We start from the raw sequence: 19,629 nt of genomic DNA, 5'->3' as shown, positions 1-19,629 counted from the left end.
CATCCCAGCACGCCGTTACGCTGCGGGCATGTCTGCCCCGCGCCTGTCCGACCGCGAGCCCCACGTCGAGGCGGACGAACTGGTCGGGGCGATGGTCCCGCCGCCCCGCTTCGACGGGGTCCGCTTCGCCACCTACCTGCCCAACCCGGACGAGCCCAGCCAGGCCGCCGCGGTGCAGGCGTGCCGCGCGTTCGCCGAGCGTGTGTCGGAGGGCGGCGGCAAGGGCTGGTTCGGCTCGCTGTTCCGGCGCTCGGCGGAGGAGGGCAAGCCCGGCCTGTACCTGGACGGCGGGTTCGGCGTCGGCAAGACCCACCTGCTGGCCTCGCTGTGGCACGCCGTGCCCGGCCCGAAGGCCTACGGGACGTTCGTCGAGGTGACCAACCTGGTCGGCGCGCTCGGGTTCACCGAGACCGTGGCCCGGCTGTCCGGGCACAAGCTGCTGGCCATCGACGAGTTCGAGCTGGACGACCCCGGCGACACCATGCTGGTCACCCGGCTGATCAAGGAGCTGACGGCGGCCGGCGTGGCGGTCGCGGCGACCTCCAACACGCTGCCGGACAAGCTGGGCGAGGGCCGGTTCGCGGCGGCGGACTTCCTGCGCGAGATCCAGTCCCTGTCGGCGAAGTTCACCGTGGTGCGCGTGGACGGCCCCGACTACCGGCACCGCGGCCTGCCCGACGCGCCCGACCCGATGTCGGACGACGAGCTGGTCGCCAAGGCCGAGAGCACCCCCGGCGCGACCCTGGACGACTTCGGCGCGCTGTGCGCCCGGCTCGCGCAGCTGCACCCGTCCCGGTACGGGCGCCTGCTGGACGGGGTGTCGGCCGTGTTCCTGCGCGGCGTCCACCCGGCGCCGGACCAGGCCGTGGCGCTGCGGCTGGTGGCCTTCGGGGACCGGCTCTACGACCGGGACATCCCGGTCGCGGTGTCCGGCGAGGCGCTGTCGGAGCTGTTCACGGAGGACATGCTGCGCGGCGGTTACCGCAAGAAGTACCTCCGCGCGGTGTCCCGCCTGGTAGCCCTTTCGCGCTAGTTTTGCCCGGTAGGCGCCGGGTATCCCAGCGGGCGTGATGAGCGATGCGGAACGCCGGACTCTGCGCGAGATAGAGCACAGACTGTCGGCGGACGCCCCCGACCTGGCCGGCGTGCTGGCCTCGGGTCGTCCGCGCCGCATGACCTGTGCCCACGTGCTGGCCGCGGTCTTCGCGGCCCTGGGGGTGTTGCTGATGGTGCTGGCGGCGCTGGGTCCCGCGCTCGCGTCGTTCGGCTGTGCTTCCCTGGCCCTGCTGATGCGCGGCTACACCTGGAGGTAGGAAACCCGTTCGCCTCGCGGTGGGGTGACGGGCGACCATGCCCCGCGTGGGATTCCTCGACGCGAACGGGCTCGCCTACCGCCTGCCGGACGGCCGCGAGCTGTTCCGCGACGTGTCGTTCAAGGTCGGCGCGAACGCGGTGGTGGCACTGGTCGGCGCGAACGGCGTCGGCAAGACGACCTTGCTGCGGATCCTGTCCGGCGAGCTGACCCCGGCCGAGGGTTCCGTGCGCGTGCAGGGCGGGCTGGGCGTGATGCCGCAGTTCGTCGGATCCGTGCGCCACTCGTCGACCGTCCGCGACCTGCTGCTCGCCGCGTCACCCCGACCGCTGCGGGACGCGGCCTCCGAGCTGGACGCCGTCGAACTGGCCCTCATGGAGACCGACGACGAACCCACCCAACTGCGCTACGCGGCGGCGCTGGCGGAGTGGGGCGAGGCCGGCGGCTACGACGCCGAGGTGCTGTGGGACACCGTGACCGTCGCGGCGCTGGGCGTGCCGTTCGACCGGGCGCGCTTCCGCGAGGTGCGGACGCTGTCCGGTGGCGAGCAGAAGCGGCTGGTCCTGGAGGCGCTGCTGCGCGGCCCGGAACAGGTGCTCCTGCTCGACGAGCCGGACAACTACCTGGACGTGCCCGGCAAGCGCTGGCTGGAACAGCGCCTGGTCGAGACCGGCAAGGCGGTGCTGCTGGTCAGCCACGACCGCGAGCTGCTCAACATCGCCGCCACCCACGTCGTGACGGTGGAGGCCCACAGCGCCTGGACACACGTCGGCTCGTTCGGCACCTGGCACGCGGCAAGGTCGGCCCGCATCGACCGCCTGGAGGAACAACACCGCCGCTGGGACGAGGAGCACGCGCGGCTCAAGGAGTTGGTGCGCACCCTCCAGGTGCAGGCCAAGATCAGCGAGGTCATGGCCGCGAAGTACCGCGCCATGAAGACCAGGCTGGCCAAGTTCGAGGAGGCCGGACCGCCCCCTGAACTCCCGTCGGACGAGAAGGTCGCCCCTCGCCTGCGCGGCGGCCGAACCGGCGTGCGGGCGATCACGTGCGCGGACCTGGAACTGTCCGGCCTGATGAAGCCGTTCGACGCCGAGGTGTTCTTCGGCGACCGCGTCGCGGTCCTGGGCTCGAACGGGTCGGGCAAGAGCCACTTCCTGCGCCTGCTCGGCGGTTCCGAGGTGGCGCACACCGGCGCGTGGAAACTCGGCGCCCGGGTCGTGCCCGGCTTGTTCGCACAGACCCACCAGCACCCCGAGTGGATCGGCCGAACCCTCGTGGACATCCTGTGGCACGGCTCCGACGGCCGCGCCGGCCGCGATCGGGGCGCGGCGATGGCGACGCTCAACCGGTACGGGTTGGCACGGTCGGGTGATCAGCGGTTCGAGACGTTGTCGGGTGGGCAGCAGGCACGTTTCCAGGTGCTGCTGCTGGAACTCTCGGGCGCGACTCTCCTGCTGCTCGACGAGCCGACCGACAACCTGGACCTGAACTCGGCGGAGGCCCTCCAGTCGGCGCTGGCCGAGTTCACGGGCACGGTGGTGGCGGTGACGCACGACCGGTGGTTCGCGAGGTCTTTCGACCGGTTCCTGCTGTTCCGGTCGGACGGCGAGGTGGTCGAGGTCCCCGAACCCGTGTGGGACGAGGAGCGCGTCCGCCGAGCACGGTAGGGCCGGGGCTCGTCGCGGGGGCACATGTGAAACGTGTTGGACGCTCGCACAGTTTTTCCCGCAGAAACCTCGCCGGCGTCCAACACAAAAACACCCGCAGCCCTACCTCCCCACCCCACACCGCCCCTGCCGCCCCCGCCGCCGCGCTGCGCCAACCCCTCGCTGAGCAGCTCTGCCGTGCCGGGTCGGCTGCGTGCCAGGTCGGTGTGTCGGGCCGGGTGTGTGCCGGATCAGGTCCGCGCCGGCGTCAGATGATCGTTTCCGCGAGGGCCTTCGCGGCTCGCCCCGGATGTGTCCCCGGGTTGGCCGCGCCCGTCGCCAGGACGCCCTCCACCAGCAGGTGCAGTTGGTCCGCGGCGGTGGCGGGGTTGGGGTGGGCGAGGCGGTCGAGTTCCTTGCGCAGCAACGCGTGCAGGCGGGCGCGGTAGGTCCTGGTTACCTCGTGGGCCGGGTGGTCTGGGGTCAGGGAGAGGTCGGCGGCCAGGTAGCGGCAGCCTCGGAAGGTCGGGGTCGCGACCACCCTGTCCAGTTCGTCGAAGATCGCCAGCAGGCGGGTTCGGGGGTCGTCGCCGGCGTGGTCCATCGTGGTGGCGTACTTGGTCAGGTCTTCCTCGGCGGTGCGTCGCAGGACTTCCGCGATCAGGCCGTCCTTGCCGCCGAAGTGCTCGTACAGCGAACGGCGGGCCACGTTGGCGGCCTTTCGTTCTACTTTTGGGGGTTGCGGTGCGGGACACGGCGGCAGTGGTCGAGCGGTTCAACCGGGCGTTCGTCGAGCGGGACGCGGGGTTGCTCGTCGACCTGGTCGGGGAGGGGTGCGTGATGGAGGCGGTGTCGCCGGCGCCGGACGGGGAGCGGGTCGTCGGGCGGGAGGAGTGCCTGCGGTGGTGGGGTGTGCTCATCGAGGACCCCGCGGTGCGGTTCACGCCCGAGGACGTCCAGGTCGCAGGGGAGCGGGCGACGATCCGGTGGCACTACGCGTTCGACGGCGGGTCCATGCGCGGAGTGAACCTGATGCTTGTGCGGGACGGGCTGATCGTCGAGGCGCTCGGCTACGGGAAGGTCCCCGCCTGATGCGCGCCTACCGCCTGGAGGCCGGTGAGCTGGTGCTGCGGGAGCGGGAGGTCGGCGAGCCGGGTCGGGGGCAGGTGCTCGTGGAGGTGCGGGCTCTTCGCTGAACTACCGGGAACTGATGGTCCAGCGCGGCACGTACCCGTTGCCGGTCAAGGACGACCTGGTGCCGAACGCGGACGGTGCGGGTGTGGTCGTCGCGGTCGGGGACGGGGTGGCGGAGTGGGCGGTCGGTGACCGGGTCGCGGCGGCGGTGTTCCCGTTGTGGCAGCACGGGCCGTTCGGGCACGAGCACCTGCCGCAGTTGGGCGGGTCGCTGGACGGGATACTCGCCGAACGGGTCGTGCTCGAGGCGAGTGGCCTGGTGAGCGTGCCCGATCACCTCTCGTTCGAGGAGGCGGCCACGTTGCCGTGCGCGGCGCTGACCGAGTGGAACGCCCTCGACGGGGTGCGGCCGGGGCAGACGGTGGTCACGCGCGGGTCCGGGGTGTGTCGCTGTTCGCGGTGCAGTTCGGGAAGTTGCTCGGCGCGCGGGTGGTCGCCACGACCCGCGGTCCGGCGAAGGCCGCGCGGCCGGTGGGGCGGACCGGGTGTTCGGGTTCGAGGAGGCGGCCGAGGCATACCGGTACTACGCCAAGGGCGACGCGTTCGGGAAAGTTGTCATCTTGATGGGGTAGTAAGCGCGGCGTGGACGTCTACTGCGAGCGCCTGTCCGACGGGTTCTGGGCCGAGCCGCTCAACGCCGTCAGCAACGTGGCCTTCCTCGTCGCCGCCCTGCTGCTGTGGGTCCGGCACCGGCCTCGGCCGCGCAGCCTGCGGGCGTTGCCGGTGTTGCTCGCGCTGGTCGGGCTGGGGAGCCTGACCTTCCACACCTTCGCCACGCCCGCCACGAGCACGTTGGACGTCGGGTTCATCGCGGTGTACGTGCTCTGGTACCTCGTGTGCTTCGCGCACTGGTTCCTGGGCGTTCGGTGGCGCTGGGCGTGGGTCGCGGTGCCCGCGTTCGTGGTGCTCGCGGTGGTGACGGGGCCGGTCGCGGGGCTGTTGCCGCGCGGGTCGGGGGCCTATGTCGCGCCCTGGCTGGCGCTCGTGATCCTGACCGTGGTGGCGGCGGTGCGCGGGCAGCGGTGGCGGGAGCTGGCCTGGGCGGCCGGGGTGTTCGTCGTGTCGCTGACCCTGCGGACGCTCGACGAGCCCCTGTGCGGGGTCTGGCCTAGCGGCACGCACTACTTCTGGCACCTGCTCAACGCCGTCGTGCTCTACCTGGTGGCGGTGGGGATCACGCGGCAGGTCACTCCACCAGTGCGGGCAGCCGACCGGACTTGACCGCCTTGGCCAGGTCCTCGTGGTCGGCGGCGGTCTGGTCGGCGTAGTCGAAGGCGTAGCGGGCGAAGGCGTCGTCCAGGTACTCGCCGTTCGCGCAGTAGCCGGCCAGCAGTCGCGGGTCGACCGAGCGGGAGTGGGCGCGGGCCAGCAGGGCTCCGGCGAAGCGGCCGTAGTCGTCGAGGTCGTCGCGCTTGAGGGTGGTCGCGTCGATCTCGCCCTTGCGGTTGCGGAACTGGCGGACGATGAAGTGCCGGTCGCCGATGGTGGTCCAGCCGAGGAGGATGTCGCTCTCCGCCTGGACCAGCCGGGCGCCGTGCACGATCCGCTTGCCCTCGTGCTTGGCCTCGGGCACGTCCAGGAAGGGCGCGAGCGCCGACGGGCGGGCCTCCTTGACCTGGAGCACCAGGGCCTCGTTCCCGTTGCCGTGCAACAGGACCAGGTAGTTGCGCAGGCCGACGCTGCCGGTGCCGACGACGCGGAAGGCCACGTCCGACACGCCGTAGCGCATGATCAGGTTGTACCGGGACTCGCGCAGGGTGTCCACGTAGGACGGTAGTGCCGCGACCACAGCTTCCGCCTCGGCGTCGGGGATGCGGGTCAGCACGGGCGGGTCGGCGATGAACCGCCAGTGCTCGCCCTCCCGCCGGGTCCACTTCGCGGCCACCTTCGCGCTGGTGTTCTTGCGCGCCTTGGACGCGGCCTTGGCGAACTCGTCCAGCAGGTCGTCGGCCTTGGTCTTGGACAGCACCGACTCGTCGCCCAGCGCCGACCACGACTCCAGGAACGGGATCTCCGCCAGGTGCCGCACCGCGCCCCGGTAGGAGCGCACGGCGTCGGTGGCGGCGTCGCGGCAGCCCTTGTCCGACACCCCGCCCTCGCGGCCGGCCAGCACCAGCGAGGTCACCAGCCGCTTGAGGTCCCACTCCCACGGACCGGGCAGGGTCTCGTCGAAGTCGTTGATGTCCATGACGATCCGGCCCTCCGGCGTGCCGTACAGGCCGAAGTTGGCGGCGTGCGCGTCACCGCACAGCTGGGCCTCCAGACCGCTGCGCGCGCCGACGGCGAGGTCGCCCGCCATCAGGCCCGCGCTGCCCCGGAAGAACGCGAACGGCGAGACCAGCATCCGCCCGATGCGCAGCGGCACCAGGTCGGGTCGCCGGCCCTCGTTGGAGGCCTCGATGAACTCGACCACGGACGGGCGGTCGGGGGCGAGCGCGGCCTTCCGGTGCGCGTCGTGGCTCACGGTGTCCCGCAGCGCACGACCCTGCGCCAGGACCTCTTCGGGCTCGGTCCAACGCCCCAACGCGACCGCCGCCGCGGCCCGCCTCTGCTCACCCATAACCGCAATATCGCACGCGGAACCGCATTGATACGGTCTGTTTCCGCACGTGGTCGCGCGGAAACAGACCGTGACGTCAGCGGCCCAAGACCGACGCGATCGCGTCGATGCCCCGGTCCAGGTCCTCGCGCGTGATCACCAGCGGGGGAGCGACGCGCAGGGTGGTGTCCTGGGTCTCCTTGCACAGCACGCCCAGCCCCGCCAGCGCCTCGGACGCCTCGCGACCCCGCGGGCCGCCCGGCGCGATCTCCACGCCCGCCCACAGCCCGCGCCCGCGCACCTCGGCCACCCCGCGGCCGACCAGTTCGCCCAGCCGCGCGTGCAGGTGCGCGCCCAGCTCGCGCGAGCGCTCCTGGAACTCGCCGGTCGCCAGCAGCCGCACCACGGCCCGCCCCACCGCGCAGGCCAGCGGGTTGCCGCCGAAGGTGGACCCGTGCTCGCCCGGCCGCAGCACGCCCAGCACCGCGCGGCTGCCCACCACGGCCGACACCGGCATGATCCCGCCGCCCAGCGCCTTGCCCAGCGTGTACAGGTCGGCGCGGACGCCCTCGTGGTCCAGCGCGAACAGCTCGCCGGTGCGGCCCAGGCCGGACTGGATCTCGTCGGCGATCAGCAGCACGTCGCGTTCGTCACACAGCCGCCGGATGCCCGCGAGGTACCCGGCGGGCGGCACGACCACGCCCGCCTCGCCCTGGATGGGCTCGATGAGCACGGCGGCCGTGCGGTCGGTGATCGCGTCCCGGACGGCGTCCAGGTCGCCGAACTTCACGACCTTGAACCCGGGCGTGAACGGGCCGAAGTCGGCGCGCGCGGTCTCGTCGGTGGAGAAGGAGACGATGGTGGTGGTGCGGCCGTGGAAGTTCGAGCCGGCCACGACGATCTCCGCCGTGCCCTCCGGCACGCCCTTCACCCGGTACGCCCACTTGCGGGCCACCTTGATCGCGGACTCGACGGCCTCGGCGCCGGAGTTCATCGCGAGCACCATCTCGGTGCCGGTCAGCTCGGCCAGCTCGCGGCAGAACGGGCCGAACTGGTCGTGGTGGAACGCGCGGCTGGTCAGCGTGACGCGCCCGAGCTGCTCGACCGCGGCGGCCACCAGGTCCGGGTGGCGGTGCCCGAAGTTCAGGGACGAGTACCCGGACAGGAAGTCCAGGTAGCGGCGTCCCTCGACGTCGGTGACCCAGGCGCCCTCGCCGTGGGAGATCACGACCGGCAGCGGGTGGTAGTTGTGCGTGCTCCACTGCTCGTCGAGCGCGATGAACTGCCCAGTGGTGGGAACGGCGATGGCGGTCATGTCACCAGGCTAAGGGCCTTGCGCCAGCGATTTCATCCGGGGAGTGTTGCGTCTTCGCTAACTTCGTTGCGCGTTTGACGTAGAATGCGGCGATCTGTTGCGCAGCGCGCGGAGCGAAGATCGCCCGGCTACCCTCCGACGATGGCCAAGAAGTCGGCGCAGGTCCAGTCGATTCGCGACGCCTTCCGCGTGGTGCCCGGCGAGTTCGACCTGGCGAAGGTCGACCCGGCCGGCACGCCGGTCGGTCCGCGCGACAAGGCCGCCGCCGCGGTGGACGTGGTCGAGGTCGGCAGGCGGCTCGACGAGCTCCAGGAAGCGCTCTACGCCGAGGGTTCCGCCGGTGGCCGGCGGCGCGTGCTGCTGGTGCTCCAGGGCCTGGACACCTCGGGCAAGGGCGGCACGATCCGGCACGTCGCGGGCCTGGTCAACCCGCAGGGCCTGCACATCGCGTCGTTCAAGAAGCCGACGCGGGCCGAGCTGCGGCACGACTTCCTGTGGCGGATCCGGCGGCAGGTGCCCGAGCCGGGGCGCATCGGCGTGTTCGACCGCTCGCACTACGAGGACGTGCTGGTCGCCCGGGTGGACAAGCTGGTGCCCGCGGCCGAGTGGCGCAAGCGGTACGAGCTGATCAACGCCTTCGAGGCGGAGCTGGCCGAGGGTGGTGTGACGGTCGTCAAGTGCTTCCTGCACATCTCGCCCGAGCGGCAGAAGGAGCGGCTGATCGCGCGGCTGGAGGACCCGCTCAAGCGGTGGAAGTACAACCCGCACGACATCGCCGTGCGCGCGAAGTTCTCGCAGTACCTGCTGGCCTACCAGGACGCGCTGACCAAGTGCGCCACGCCCGCCGGGCCGTGGTTCGCCATCCCGTCGGACCGCAAGTGGTACCGGAACTGGGCGGTGGCGCGGATCCTGCTGGAGACGCTGCAAGAGGTGGCCCCGGTGTACCCGGAGCCCTCGTACGATCCCCTCGTCGAGTTGGCACGCCTCCGGGAGGCCGACCCGTTGCGCTAGACGCAATCTTCGTTGCGCCTATTGCCCTGTCGTAGTGGTCTAGGCCACTGTGGAACCGCCGCGGGCACGGGCGAGCGGAGGTCGGGCGTGGCGGTGGACAGGCGGCGGTTCCTGGGGGCCGTGGGCGTGGGAGCGGGGTTGCTGATGACCGAGGGTGTCGCCGAGGCGCGCGGGGAGGTCCGGGTCTACCTGGGCACCTACACCACCTGGACGGGCGGCGGCGCCGGCCTCGGGGTGGGCGCGTACGACCCGGCCACCGGGCGGCTGCGGTCCACCGGCGTGGTCGGGGACGTGCCCAACCCGTCGTTCGCGATCACCGCGGGCCGGCGGGTGTACGCGGTCAACGAGCAGTCCGCGGGCTCGGTGACCGCGATCGAGGTGCGCGACGGCGTGCCGGAGGTGCTCAACACGCAGAGCACCGGCGGCGCAGACCCGTGCCACCTGGTCCTGCACCGGGGGCACGTGCTGTCGGCCAACTACAGCTCCGGCAGCGTGTCGGTGCACCCGGTGCGGCGGGACGGCAGCCTGGGCACGCGCACGGACCTGGTGCGGCACAAGGGTTCCGGGCCGGACCCGAGCCGCCAGGAGGGTCCGCACGCGCACCAGGTGCTGCCCGACCCGTCCGGCGAGTTCGTGTTCGCGGTGGACCTGGGCGCGGACGCGGTCTTCGGCTACCGGCTCTCCCCGCAGGGACGGCTGACCCGGGTGTCCACCTCTCGCCTGCACCCCGGCGCCGGCCCCCGGCACCTCGCCTTTCACCCGAACGGGCGGTTCGCGTACGTGGCGAACGAGCTGGATTCCACGATCGTGGTGGCGTCCTACGCGCGCGGTGAGCTGACCCCCGGGCAGAAGCTGAGCACCCTGCCGGCCGATGCCCCGACCACCCCGCGCAACTACCCGGCCGAGGTGCTGGTGTCGGCGGACGGCCGGTTCGTCTACCTGTCCAACCGGGGGCACGACAGCGTGGCCGTGTTCGCGGTGGAGCGCGACGGCGCGCAGCTGCGGCTGGTGGAGGCGGTGCCGGTGGGCGGCGAGTACCCGCGGCACCTGGCGCTGGACCCGGCCGGGCGGTTCCTGCTGGCGGCCAACCAGAACTCCCACGCGGTGACCACGTTCGCGGTGGACCGGGAGTCGGGTCGGCTGCGGCTGACGAGCACGTTCCCGGCACCCGTTCCGGTGTGTGTCGCCTTCTAGGGTCTACTTCGGCCCGTTCGACCGTCCACAGTGGTACGCCGGAGGGATGAACCTCTTGGCAGCAGTGCTGTTGACGGCGTTGGTCCCCGCGCCCGCCGCGCCGGAGTACGTCGCCCTGGGCGACTCCTACGCGGCGGGCGTCGGCACCGACCGCGAGTCCTGCGGGCGCTCGGACCGCGCCTATCCGGTGCTGTTCGCGCAGGGCCGCTACGAGCTGGACTTCAAGGCGTGCTCCGGCGCGACGACGGCGGACGTCGAGCGGCAGGCCGGGGTGTTGTCGTCGGCGACGCAGCTGGTGACCCTCACCGTCGGCGGCAACGACGCGCAGTTCACCGAGGTCATGACCACGTGCCTGCTGTCGGACGAGCGGACGTGCGGCGAACGCGTGGCGAAGGCGGAGCGGTTCATCCGGAACGAGCTTCCGGGCCGCTTGGACCGCTTGTTCGGCGGGCTGCGGTCGCGGACGAACGCCCAGGTGGTCGTGCTGGGGTACCCGAGGCTGTTCGAGCAGTCCGACCCGTGCTCGTTCAACGCGGCCAAGCGCACCGCCGTCAACCGCGCTTCCGACGCGCTGGCCGAGGTGCTGGGCGACCGTGCCGAGTCGTTCGGCTACACGTTCGTGGACGTGCGCGACCCGTTCGAGGGTCACGGCGCGTGCGGCGCCGCCCCGTGGGTCAACGACCTGACCTACCCGATCACGTCGTCCTACCACGCCAACGCCGCCGGCCACCGCGACGGCTATCTCCCGGCCTTGACGGAGGCGACTCGGTAAGTTCATACTTACCGTTCGTGGGGACTTACGGAGCACTCGCGGCGCTGGGCGACCCGACCCGGCGGCTGATCTTCGAGCGCCTCACCGCCGGTCCGCTGGCCGTCGGTGAGTTGGCGGCGCAGTTGCCGGTGAGCAGGCCGGCCGTCTCGCAGCACCTCAAGGTGCTCAAGGAGGCGCGGCTGGTGCGGGACGAGGCCGTGGGCACGCGGCGCGTCTACCGGGTCGACCCGGCGGGTGTGCGCGAGTTGCGCGACTACTTCGACGACATCTGGGCACAGGCGCTCGCCGCGTTCGCGCGCGCCGTGGAGGAGGAGACATGACCGAGGTACGCCGTTCCGTCACGGTCGCGGCCACACCGGACCGCGCGTTCGAGGTGTTCGTGGCGAAGTTCGGCGACTGGTGGCCGTTGGCCAGCCACCACATCGGCACGGCCGACGCGGCCACCGCCGTGATCGAGCCCTTCGAGGGCGGCCGGTGGTTCGAGCGCGGTGTGGACGGTGTCGAGTGCGACTGGGGCGCGGTCCTGGCCTACGACCCGCCGGCCCGCCTGCTGCTGTCCTGGCACCTGGACGGCCGGTGGTCCTACGACCCCGACCCGAGCCGCGCGAGCGAGGTCGAACTGACCTTCGAACCCTCCGGCGCCACCACGGTGGTCACCCTCGTCCACCGCCACTTCGACCGCCACGCCCCCGACGGCGACCACATCGCCGAGCGGGTCGCCGGCGAGGGCGGGTGGGGCGGCCTGCTCGAGCGGTACGCGTTGGTCGTCTGACCCCGACCCTGGGCCGATCGACGTAACGGCACCTCCTCGGCGCGCGACGAACGGGCATCACAGGTCCACCGGCCGAGGAGGTCCGCCGTGACCACACCGCCGAAGCCGACCAGAACGCGCCCGTCGATCACGATCGACCTGCCCGCCGGTTGGTTCTTCAAGGAGAGCTACACCCTGCTCGAACCCACGGGTCGGGCGAACGTCATCGTCTCCAGCGAACCGCTCGACCCCGCCATCACCGCACGCGAGTACGCCGAGACCCAGGGCGGGTTGCTGGCGGGGGAGTTCCCGGGCTACGAGCCACTGGGCGACATCCAGCCCTGGCGGGTCCGGGGCGTGGCGGAGGCCTGGCTGCGGGAGTTCTCCTGGCGGCCGGAGGGCTCCGACCCGGTGTGCCAGATCCAGGCCTACACCGTCCGGCGGGGCCGGGGCTTCACCGCCACCGCGACCACGACCCGGGCGGAGATGTGGGACCACCGGCGCGTGCTCACCGACGTGCTGCGCTCGATCGCGGTCGACCCGGGCGCGGCCGACGCGATGGCGGCGACACAGCCGGCCGCCGACGCGGTGACCTCGACGGATCGCCCGGCCGCCGGGGCGGAGTTGTCGAGATGAGCACGCACCCGTCGGACGACGTGCCGATTGAGGACCTGGTGGCCGAGGCGCGTCGCTTGGCGCACCAAGGGGTGAAGTCGTCGGCGCTCGACCTGTTCGACCACGTGCTGGCGCGGGATCCCGACCACCCGCTCGCCCTGGCCTACGTCGCCGCGTTGACGGAGGACGTGGACGAGGCGGGCGAGTACTACCGGCGGGCGGACGAGGTCGACGGCCTGTCCCCGGGCGCCTACGTGACCTGGGCCGACCGGCTCCTGGCCGCGCGACCGCCGAGGCGGTCGGAGGCGGTCGACGCGGTCGGCCGCCTCTGCGCCCGGTACCCCGCCGACGCCGACGTGCTGTCCCGCGCCGCGGTCCTCATGGTGCGGGCCGGGGCGTTGGACGCCGCCGAGGCGGTCGTGCGGAGCGTGCCCCGCGACGACGTCGAGCGCCGCCAGGACACGACGTACCGGTTGGTGTGGGTGGCCGCGGCCCTGCTGTCGGAAGGCGGCCCGTGGCACGGGCGCTATCGCGAGAAGCGGCTGGAGATCGCCGAGTTCACCGACCGCGACCACCCGAAGACGGTGTTGGAAGCCGCTCGCCTGGCGCTGCGCGAGGGGGCGACCGGCTACGTGGACCGACTGCTCGAGGGCCTCGCCGACGTGCCCGCCGAGCTGAAGCAGCCGACGGCCGAGCTGCGGGCCGCGGTCCGGTACGACCGCGAGGAGTACCACGAGGTGCTGGAGCTGCTCGACCCGTGGCTGCCGAAGGCCGCTCCGTGGACGCGGCTCGTCCACGCCGCCGCGCTGCACCACATCGGCAGGCTGGACACGGCGGAAGCGCGGTTCACCGACCTGCTGGACGAACTGCGCGCGGGCTCGCCCGACGCGGACACCGGGCCGACGCGGGAGATCAAGGTCCAGGCGTTCCTGTCGCGGGCCGCCGTGCGGTACGACCGCGGCCACTTCCGCGGCTACTGGTGGGACCTCCAAGAGGTGGCGAAGACCGACCCGACCGACCTGCCGACGACCACGCGGGCCGCGATCGTCGTCTGCCGGTGCGCGCTCGACCGCACCGCGGGCCAGGCCGCCCTCCGCGACCTGGCCGCGCTCGTCGACGCCCCCGACCTGAGCGACGAGGAGCGGCGGCGCATCAGGATCGGCCACGCGGAGATGGCGCTCTCCCTGGCCGCGCGCGGCGAGGGCACGCTCTCCGGCGCGGAGAACGCCGCACGCGAGGTCGTGGCACAGCTGTGGCGGCCCGACACGCCACCTCCGGAGCACGCGGACTCGACCTGCCGGCGCCAGGCCGCGTACGCGGCGCTCCTGGTCGACGACGACGTGGCGGCGACGACCATCCTCGCCGGCGTCGCGGAGTCCGACCACACCTGGCGGGAGACCCTGCTGCGGGCGATCCTCGACCTGCGCGCCGCCCGTCCCGAGCACGCGCTCAAGCTCCTCGCGCCGGTGCTGGTGAACCGCCGCCACGACCTCGACCGCCGCTGCCTGCACGTCCAGGCCGAACTGGCCGCGGGACGGGTCGAGGCCGCCCGCCGCGACGCCGAGTCCCTCACCCGCTTCGCCCCCGGCCACACCACCGCCCACCTGCTGCACGCCGAGGCGCTGCTGGTCGGGGCGGAGCACGGCGACGACTACCCGCGCCTGGTCGAGGCGGCCACGGCGTACGCGGAGGTGCTGCGGCTGGACCGGGACCTCGACGACTTCCTGGCGACCGGCCGGGACCCGGGACCGGCCGTCGCCTCGGCGGGCCTGCCGGCCGACGTGCGCCTGCACGTGGCGCGCCAGAACGCGATCGCGGCGATCAACGCCACCTCGGCGCTGGTCAAGGCGAAGCTGCCGGTGGACCGGGTCGTGTACCGGGGTGGCCTGGCGGCCATCCGGTTGCTCCGCCGCACGGAGAGCCGCGAGGCCGCCCGGTACGCGCGGATGCTCCGCCGGCTGCGGTGGCGGCGGCCGTTGCGTCGCGGCGCGCGGACGGCGTTGGTGGTGGTGGGACTGGTCCTGCTGGTCTTGACGCTGCCCCTGGGCCGGTTCGCCGTCCTGTCGGGTTCGCCCGTCGACCGCACTCTGGGCACCGCGCTGGGGTTGCTCGCGATCTTCTGGCCCCACGTCCAGCGGTTCACCGTGGCCGGGGTCGGCCTCGAACGCATGCCGCCCACGCCGGAACCGGTGGCGGTCGGCACGGACCTGCCCAGGCGGGTGCGGGCCGTGGCGCAGCTGTCCGGTCGCCTGGTCCCCGCGGAGCTCCCGAAGGCCCGGAGCGCCGGTCGCGCGGGCTTCGAGGCGTTGGGGTAGCCGGCCGCGCGCAACTGGTTGGCGGGGGCGTGGGGCGAGCGGCCATGATGCCTCGCGTGAACTCCACCAACGGGCTGCGGAGAGTCGCGGCCACGCGTTATGTCACGCCCTTCCGGGAAGGCGGGTCGTTGCCGGGGCTGGTCGAGGCCGACGACCTCGGGATGTACGTCCTCAAGTTCCGCGGTGCGGGGCAGGGGGTCAAGGCGTTGATCGCCGAGATCGTCGTGGGGGAGTTGGCGCGCCGGCTGGGGTTCCGGGTGCCCGAGATCGTGCTGGTGGAGCTGGACCCCGAGTTGGGGCGCGCCGAGCCGGACCAGGAGGTGCAGGAGCTGCTCAAGGCCAGCGGCGGGCTGAACCTCGGGCTGGACTACCTGCCGGGCTCGTTCGACTACAACCCGGTCGTGCGGGAGCCGAGCACCGAGACCGCCACGCGGCTGCTGTGGCTGGACGCCCTGACCCTCAACGTCGACCGGAGCTGGCGCAACCCGAACACCCTGCTCTGGCACCGCGAGCTGTGGCTGATCGACCACGGCGCCTCGCTGTACTTCCACCACTCCTGGCACCCCGACCGCTTCCCGGCGAAGACCTACCGGTTCGACGCGGCCGACCACCTGATGCTGCCCTTCGCCGGTCCGCTGGCCGACGTCGACGCGGAGCTGGGTGCCAGGATCACGCCCGACCTGCTCGACGAGGTGCTGGCGCTGGTCCCGGACGAGTGGTTGGCCCAGGACGAGGCCTTCGGCGCCGGGGGCCGCGCCGCCTACGCCGAGTTCTTCGCGACCCGCCTGGCCCAGCGCTCCTGGGTCGCCGACCTGGAGGCCGCCCGTGCCGCACGTGTTTGAGTACGCGCTGCTGCGCGCGGTGCCGAGGCAGGAACGCGGGGAGTTCCTCAACGTCGGCGTGCTGGTCTACTGCGCGCCCTTGAACTTCCTGGGCGCGCGCGTGCACGTGGACGAGCGGCGGTTGCGTGCGCTCGACCCGTTCCTGGACGTCGAACTCCTCAAGGCGAACCTGGACCACCTGGGCATCTCGTGCGACGGCGACCCCGTCGCCGGTCCCGTGTCGAAGACCACTCCCGGACAGCGGTTCCGGTGGCTGATCGCGCCTCGCAGCACGATCATCCAGACCTCACCGGCGCACACGGGCCTGACCGACGACCCGGAGGGCGAGCTGGACCGCCTGCTGCGTGCGCTGGTGCTGCCCCCGGAGCACTAGGGTGGCAACCTCTCGACGTATGCCGCGTCTTTAGCTGCAAGCAGTAGCCAACACACGGGATCGGGGTCGCTGAACATGAGCGCCGGCTACCAGCACGGTTACCAGCAACGCGCCGGGTATCGGCCGGTGCCCAAGCGGCGCAAGCCGAGGGTCGGTCGGATCATCGCGGTGGTCCTGGTCGTGCTCCTGGCCTTCGCGGTCGGCTTGTGGGTGTACGTCGACTCGTCGTTGCGCCGCATCGACGCCCTGCCGGAGTACGAAGGACGTCCCGCCGACACGCCCGGCACCAACTGGCTGCTGGTCGGCTCGGACGCCCGCGACGGGCTGTCCGAGGAGCAGAAGTCCGAACTGTCCACAGGGGACGCGGGCGGGCGGCGCACCGACACCATCATGTTGCTGCACATCCCCGAGGGCTCGGGGAAGGCGACGCTGGTGAGCATCCCCCGGGACTCCTATGTGGACATCCCGGGCAACGGCAAGAACAAGGTCAACGCGGCCTTCGCGTTCGGCGGCGCGCCGTTGCTGGTGCAGACCGTCGAAGGGGCGACCGGCGTCCGGGTGGACCACTACATGGAGATCGGCTTCGGCGGCTTCGCGGGCATCGTGGACGCCGTCGGCGGGGTCGAGATGTGCATCAAGGAGCCCATGCAGGACCCGCTGGCGGGCCTGGACCTCCAGCCGGGGTGCCAGGAGCTGAACGGCGCCCAAGCGCTGGGCTTCGTGCGGACCCGGGCGTTCGCGACGGCGGACCTCCAGCGCGTGCAGAACCAGCGGGAGTTCCTGTCGGCGCTGTCGGCCGAGGCGACCAGCGTCGGGACGCTGATCAACCCGTTCAAGGCGTTCCCGCTGCTGTTCGCGACCACCGACTCGATCTCCGTGGACGACGACGACCACCTGCACAACCTGGCCGGGATGGTGTTCGGCATGGGCGGTGGCGTGGACAACGTCACCGTGCCGATCGGCGGCACGCCCACGATGCCGGGCGTCGGGTCCGTGGTGCAGTGGGACCGGGAGAACGCGCTGCGCCTGTTCGGTGCGCTGGAGAAGGACCAGCCGGTGCCCGCGGACCTGCTGGAGCAGCCGAAGTAGCCCGTCGAACAGCGAGAAGGGGCGTCCAACGGCGGTGGCCGCGGGGCGCCCCTTCTTGGTGAACCGCGAGGCCGCCGTCGGCTTGTCGCGTCGCCTTTCCCGACGATCACGCTCTTCGATCGGCGGGAAACGCGGCGCGATGAGCCGACTACTGGGCGGCCGAGCCGCGCGACGGAGTCGCGCCATCCAACACAGCCGGCTCGACCTGTTCCGGCGCGGGAGCCTCGGGCGCGTCGGCGGCCAGGATGCTCTCGATGATCCCGTCGAACTCGCGCAGCAGGTCGTCGTATATCGGCGTGAGTGACACTTCGTGACCCCCAAAGTCTGGTTCATCCCCCGATAGGACCAACGCAGCCTACTCACGAGACCCCGCCCATTCCACGCGGTATCGACGAAGTGCGAGGCCGTGTCGCTAACTGGTGGCTAAACACACCCCGAACCCGCAGGTTGTGTGCGGGTGCGACATGGGCTCGGTGGCGTGCGACACCTAGCGTTTCCGGGCATGAACAGTGTCCCCGGTCACAGCGGGAGCGGCCCCGACCTCGCCGGACGCACCGCCCTGGTCACGGGCGCCGGGAGCGGTATCGGGCGGGCGTGTGCCGCGGTGCTGGTCGCGGCCGGTGCGAAGGTGCACCTGGTGGACCGCGACGAGGGTGTGCGCGGGGTCGCCGAGGAGCTCGGCGGCACGGCCCACGTCGTGGACCTCGCCGGGGACGACCCCGCGCGGCAGCTGCCCACCGAGGTCGACGTCCTGGTCAACAACGCGGGCCTCCAGCACGTGGCCCCGGTGCACGAGTTCCCGCCGGCCACGTTCGAGCTGCTCCAGCGGGTCATGGTGACCGCGCCCTTCCTCCTCGCCCGCCACGTCCTGCCGCACATGTACGCGCGGGGCTGGGGCCGGGTCGTCAACGTCTCCAGCGTGCACGGGCAGCGCGCCAGCGCGTTCAAGTCCGCCTACGTGGCCGCCAAGCACGGGCTGGAAGGCCTGAGCAAGGTCATCGCGCTGGAGGGCGCGGAGCACGGCGTCACCAGCAACTGCGTCAGTCCCGGCTACGTGCGCACGCCGCTGGTGGAGAACCAGATCGCCGACCAGGCCAGGGCGCACGGCGTGGACCGCGACCGCGTGGTCACCGACGTCCTGCTCACCAAGCACGCCATCAAGGAGCTCGTCGAGCCGGACGAGGTGGCCAACCTCGTGCACTGGCTGTGCGGCGACCACGCCGCCCACGTCACCGGCGCCACGTTCACCCTCGACGGCGGCTGGACCGCCCAGTAAGCCCCCGAAAACCCGGTAATGCACACTCCCCCAATGAAGTGGTGACCCGCCATGACCAACGCCGCCCCACCCAAGCCAGGTTTCGCCAAGGTCGTCATAGGAAGCCTGATCGGCACCACGATCGAGTGGTACGACTTCTTCCTCTACGGCTCGGCCGCCGCGATCGTGTTCAACAAGCTGTTCTTCCCCAACGCCGACCCGCTGACCGGCACGCTGCTCGCGTTCACCACCTACGCCATCGGCTTCCTCGCCCGTCCGCTGGGCGGCCTGGTGTTCGGCCACTTCGGCGACAAGGTGGGCCGCAAGAAGCTGCTCGTGCTCAGCCTGATGCTCATGGGCGGCGCGACCTTCGCGATGGGCCTGCTGCCCACGTACGCGGCGATCGGCGTCGGCGCGCCCCTGCTGCTGACGTTCCTGCGCCTGGTGCAGGGCTTCGCGCTGGGCGGCGAGTGGGGCGGCGCGGTGCTGATCGTGTCCGAGCACGGCAGCGCCGAGCGGCGCGGGTTCTGGGCGTCGTGGCCGCAGGCCGGTGTCCCGATGGGCAACCTGCTCGCCACGGCCGTGTTGGCGGTGCTGGCGGCGGTGCAGACCGACGAGGCGTTCCTGTCTTGGGGCTGGCGGGTGCCGTTCCTGCTCTCCGGCGTGCTGGTGCTGGTGGGCCTGTGGATCCGGCTGAGCGTGTCCGAGTCGCCGATCTTCCTGGAGGCGCAGGCGAAGGCGGAGAAGACGAAGGTCGCGGAGAAGCCGCCGATCGTGGGGGTGCTGCGCGACCACTGGCGCGAGGTGCTGGTCGCGATGGGCGCCCGCATGGCGGAGAACGTGTCCTACTACGTGATCACCGCGTTCATCCTGGTCTACATCACCTCCACGCTGGGCCTGCCACGTTCCACCGGCCTCAACGCGGTGCTCATCGCGTCGGGCGCGCACTTGATCACGATCCCGTTGTGGGGCGCGCTGTCGGACAAGATCGGCCGCCGCACCACGTACCTGATCGGCGCGGTCGGCATCGGCGCGTGGATGTTCCCGTTCTTCACGCTGCTGGACACCAAGTCGTTCTGGCCGATCGTGCTCGCGGTGACCGTCGGCCTGGTGCTGCACGGCGCGATGTACGGCCCGCAGGCGGCCTTCTTCTCCGAGCTGTTCGGCACGAAGGTGCGCTACTCGGGCGCGTCGGTCGGCTACCAGCTCGCGTCGATCGCGGCCGGCGCGGTGGCCCCGCTCATCGCCACGGCGTTGCTGCGGGACTTCAAGAGCTCGTTCCCGATCGTGCTGTACGTGCTGGCGATGTGCGTGATCACGGTGATCGCGGTCCTGGTCTCGCGGGAGACCAAGGGCACCTCGCTGGACCGGACCGACACCGAGCGCACCACGGTGTCAGCATGAGG

22 protein-coding genes and 1 pseudogene are annotated in these 19,629 nt (G+C 72.0%); 19 read left to right on the top strand and 4 right to left on the bottom strand.

Annotated features, from left to right (window positions below; translation table 11 throughout):
* The first annotated feature begins 28 nt into the window (after positions 1–28).
* From zapE to WBN91_RS01050, 3 genes are read left to right on the top strand one after another with little or no spacing between them, the layout of a single operon-like run.
* On the top strand, positions 29–1,033 hold the full coding sequence (gene zapE, locus WBN91_RS01060) for a cell division protein ZapE (RefSeq protein ID WP_337722946.1): 1,005 nt from the start codon (positions 29–31) through the stop codon (positions 1,031–1,033).
* Positions 1,034–1,070: 37 nt separating this feature from the next.
* Entirely contained in the window at positions 1,071–1,313 is a 243-nt protein-coding gene (locus WBN91_RS01055; RefSeq protein ID WP_337723037.1) for a DUF3040 domain-containing protein, read from the top strand.
* Between the two features lie 37 nt (positions 1,314–1,350).
* Positions 1,351–2,979: an ABC-F family ATP-binding cassette domain-containing protein gene (locus WBN91_RS01050; protein WP_337722945.1), complete on the top strand. Its 1,629-nt coding sequence runs from the start codon at positions 1,351–1,353 to the stop codon at positions 2,977–2,979.
* A 247-nt stretch (positions 2,980–3,226) separates the two neighbouring features.
* On the opposite strand, the gene WBN91_RS01045 is transcribed toward WBN91_RS01050, so the two are convergent.
* Positions 3,227–3,721 carry a TetR/AcrR family transcriptional regulator gene (locus tag WBN91_RS01045; protein WP_337723036.1) on the bottom strand — a complete coding sequence of 165 codons (495 nt, stop codon included), beginning with the start codon at positions 3,719–3,721 and terminating at the stop codon, positions 3,227–3,229.
* Here WBN91_RS01045 and WBN91_RS01040 point away from each other — a divergent pair.
* The 4 genes and pseudogenes from WBN91_RS01040 (at position 3,703) to WBN91_RS01035 (ending at position 5,373) form a co-directional block, all read left to right on the top strand.
* Positions 3,703–4,050 carry a nuclear transport factor 2 family protein gene (locus WBN91_RS01040; protein WP_337722944.1) on the top strand — a complete coding sequence of 116 codons (348 nt, stop codon included), beginning with the start codon at positions 3,703–3,705 and terminating at the stop codon, positions 4,048–4,050. The genes WBN91_RS01045 and WBN91_RS01040 overlap by 19 nt on opposite strands.
* 118 nt (positions 4,051–4,168) lie before the next feature.
* Positions 4,169–4,366, top strand: a pseudogene (locus WBN91_RS39095) (alcohol dehydrogenase catalytic domain-containing protein); the annotation flags it as partial.
* 271 nt (positions 4,367–4,637) lie between these two features.
* Positions 4,638–4,724, top strand: a complete 87-nt coding sequence (locus tag WBN91_RS39090) for a hypothetical protein (protein WP_443217638.1) — start codon at positions 4,638–4,640, stop codon at positions 4,722–4,724.
* 10 nt (positions 4,725–4,734) lie between these two features.
* Positions 4,735–5,373, top strand: a complete 639-nt coding sequence (locus WBN91_RS01035; protein ID WP_337722943.1) for a hypothetical protein — start codon at positions 4,735–4,737, stop codon at positions 5,371–5,373.
* On the opposite strand, the gene WBN91_RS01030 is transcribed toward WBN91_RS01035, so the two are convergent.
* Positions 5,339–6,712, bottom strand: a complete 1,374-nt coding sequence (locus WBN91_RS01030; protein WP_337722942.1) for a DUF2252 domain-containing protein — start codon at positions 6,710–6,712, stop codon at positions 5,339–5,341. The two genes, WBN91_RS01035 and WBN91_RS01030, sit on opposite strands and share 35 nt — an antisense overlap.
* 76 nt (positions 6,713–6,788) lie before the next feature.
* Positions 6,789–8,006 carry an ornithine--oxo-acid transaminase gene (gene rocD / locus WBN91_RS01025; RefSeq protein WP_337722941.1) on the bottom strand — a complete coding sequence of 406 codons (1,218 nt, stop codon included), beginning with the start codon at positions 8,004–8,006 and terminating at the stop codon, positions 6,789–6,791.
* Positions 8,007–8,147: 141 nt separating this feature from the next.
* Here rocD and WBN91_RS01020 point away from each other — a divergent pair, with 141 nt between their 5' ends.
* From WBN91_RS01020 to WBN91_RS00975, 10 genes are all read left to right on the top strand, one after another.
* A complete protein-coding gene (locus WBN91_RS01020; protein ID WP_337722940.1) occupies positions 8,148–9,017 on the top strand; it encodes a PPK2 family polyphosphate kinase in 870 nt (289 codons plus the stop codon).
* A gap of 87 nt (positions 9,018–9,104) precedes the next feature.
* Complete coding sequence (locus tag WBN91_RS01015; protein WP_337722939.1) at positions 9,105–10,211, top strand: lactonase family protein; 1,107 nt, start codon at positions 9,105–9,107, stop codon at positions 10,209–10,211.
* A gap of 46 nt (positions 10,212–10,257) precedes the next feature.
* Positions 10,258–10,983 carry an SGNH/GDSL hydrolase family protein gene (locus WBN91_RS01010; RefSeq protein WP_337722938.1) on the top strand — a complete coding sequence of 242 codons (726 nt, stop codon included), beginning with the start codon at positions 10,258–10,260 and terminating at the stop codon, positions 10,981–10,983.
* 17 nt (positions 10,984–11,000) lie between these two features.
* On the top strand, positions 11,001–11,303 hold the full coding sequence (locus WBN91_RS01005; protein WP_121221434.1) for an ArsR/SmtB family transcription factor: 303 nt from the start codon (positions 11,001–11,003) through the stop codon (positions 11,301–11,303).
* Entirely contained in the window at positions 11,300–11,755 is a 456-nt protein-coding gene (locus WBN91_RS01000) for an SRPBCC family protein (RefSeq protein ID WP_337722936.1), read from the top strand. The genes WBN91_RS01005 and WBN91_RS01000 overlap by 4 nt, the downstream gene beginning before the upstream one ends.
* Before the next feature lie 87 nt (positions 11,756–11,842).
* Positions 11,843–12,370: a DcrB-related protein gene (locus WBN91_RS00995; RefSeq protein ID WP_337722935.1), complete on the top strand. Its 528-nt coding sequence runs from the start codon at positions 11,843–11,845 to the stop codon at positions 12,368–12,370.
* Positions 12,367–14,664, top strand: a complete 2,298-nt coding sequence (locus WBN91_RS00990) for a hypothetical protein (RefSeq protein WP_337722934.1) — start codon at positions 12,367–12,369, stop codon at positions 14,662–14,664. The genes WBN91_RS00995 and WBN91_RS00990 overlap by 4 nt, the downstream gene beginning before the upstream one ends.
* A gap of 47 nt (positions 14,665–14,711) precedes the next feature.
* Positions 14,712–15,506 (top strand): HipA family kinase, encoded by a 795-nt coding sequence (locus WBN91_RS00985; RefSeq protein ID WP_337723035.1) that lies wholly within the window; start codon positions 14,712–14,714, stop codon positions 15,504–15,506.
* Entirely contained in the window at positions 15,490–15,879 is a 390-nt protein-coding gene (locus tag WBN91_RS00980; protein WP_337722933.1) for a DUF3037 domain-containing protein, read from the top strand. The genes WBN91_RS00985 and WBN91_RS00980 overlap by 17 nt, the downstream gene beginning before the upstream one ends.
* A 75-nt stretch (positions 15,880–15,954) precedes the next feature.
* On the top strand, positions 15,955–16,968 hold the full coding sequence (locus WBN91_RS00975; protein ID WP_337722932.1) for an LCP family protein: 1,014 nt from the start codon (positions 15,955–15,957) through the stop codon (positions 16,966–16,968).
* A gap of 148 nt (positions 16,969–17,116) precedes the next feature.
* Here WBN91_RS00975 and WBN91_RS00970 read toward each other — a convergent pair whose 3' ends face one another.
* Positions 17,117–17,275, bottom strand: coding sequence for a hypothetical protein (locus WBN91_RS00970; RefSeq protein WP_337722931.1), 159 nt, complete (start codon positions 17,273–17,275; stop codon positions 17,117–17,119).
* 195 nt (positions 17,276–17,470) lie between these two features.
* Here WBN91_RS00970 and WBN91_RS00965 point away from each other — a divergent pair, with 195 nt between their 5' ends.
* Positions 17,471–18,244, top strand: coding sequence for a 3-hydroxybutyrate dehydrogenase (locus tag WBN91_RS00965; RefSeq protein ID WP_337722930.1), 774 nt, complete (start codon positions 17,471–17,473; stop codon positions 18,242–18,244).
* Between the two features lie 51 nt (positions 18,245–18,295).
* The gene (locus WBN91_RS00960) at positions 18,296–19,627 is read left to right on the top strand and encodes an MFS transporter (RefSeq protein WP_337722929.1); all 1,332 of its coding nucleotides are present in this window, start codon (positions 18,296–18,298) and stop codon (positions 19,625–19,627) included.
* Positions 19,628–19,629: the final 2 nt, after the last annotated feature.

Origin of the sequence: Saccharothrix sp. CCNWYY140, assembly GCF_037401995.1 — a bacterium.
Lineage (GTDB): Bacteria > Actinomycetota > Actinomycetes > Mycobacteriales > Pseudonocardiaceae > Actinosynnema.
The sequence above is the reverse complement of the archived record's forward strand: the minus strand, read 5'-3'. Positions and strand labels throughout refer to the sequence as shown.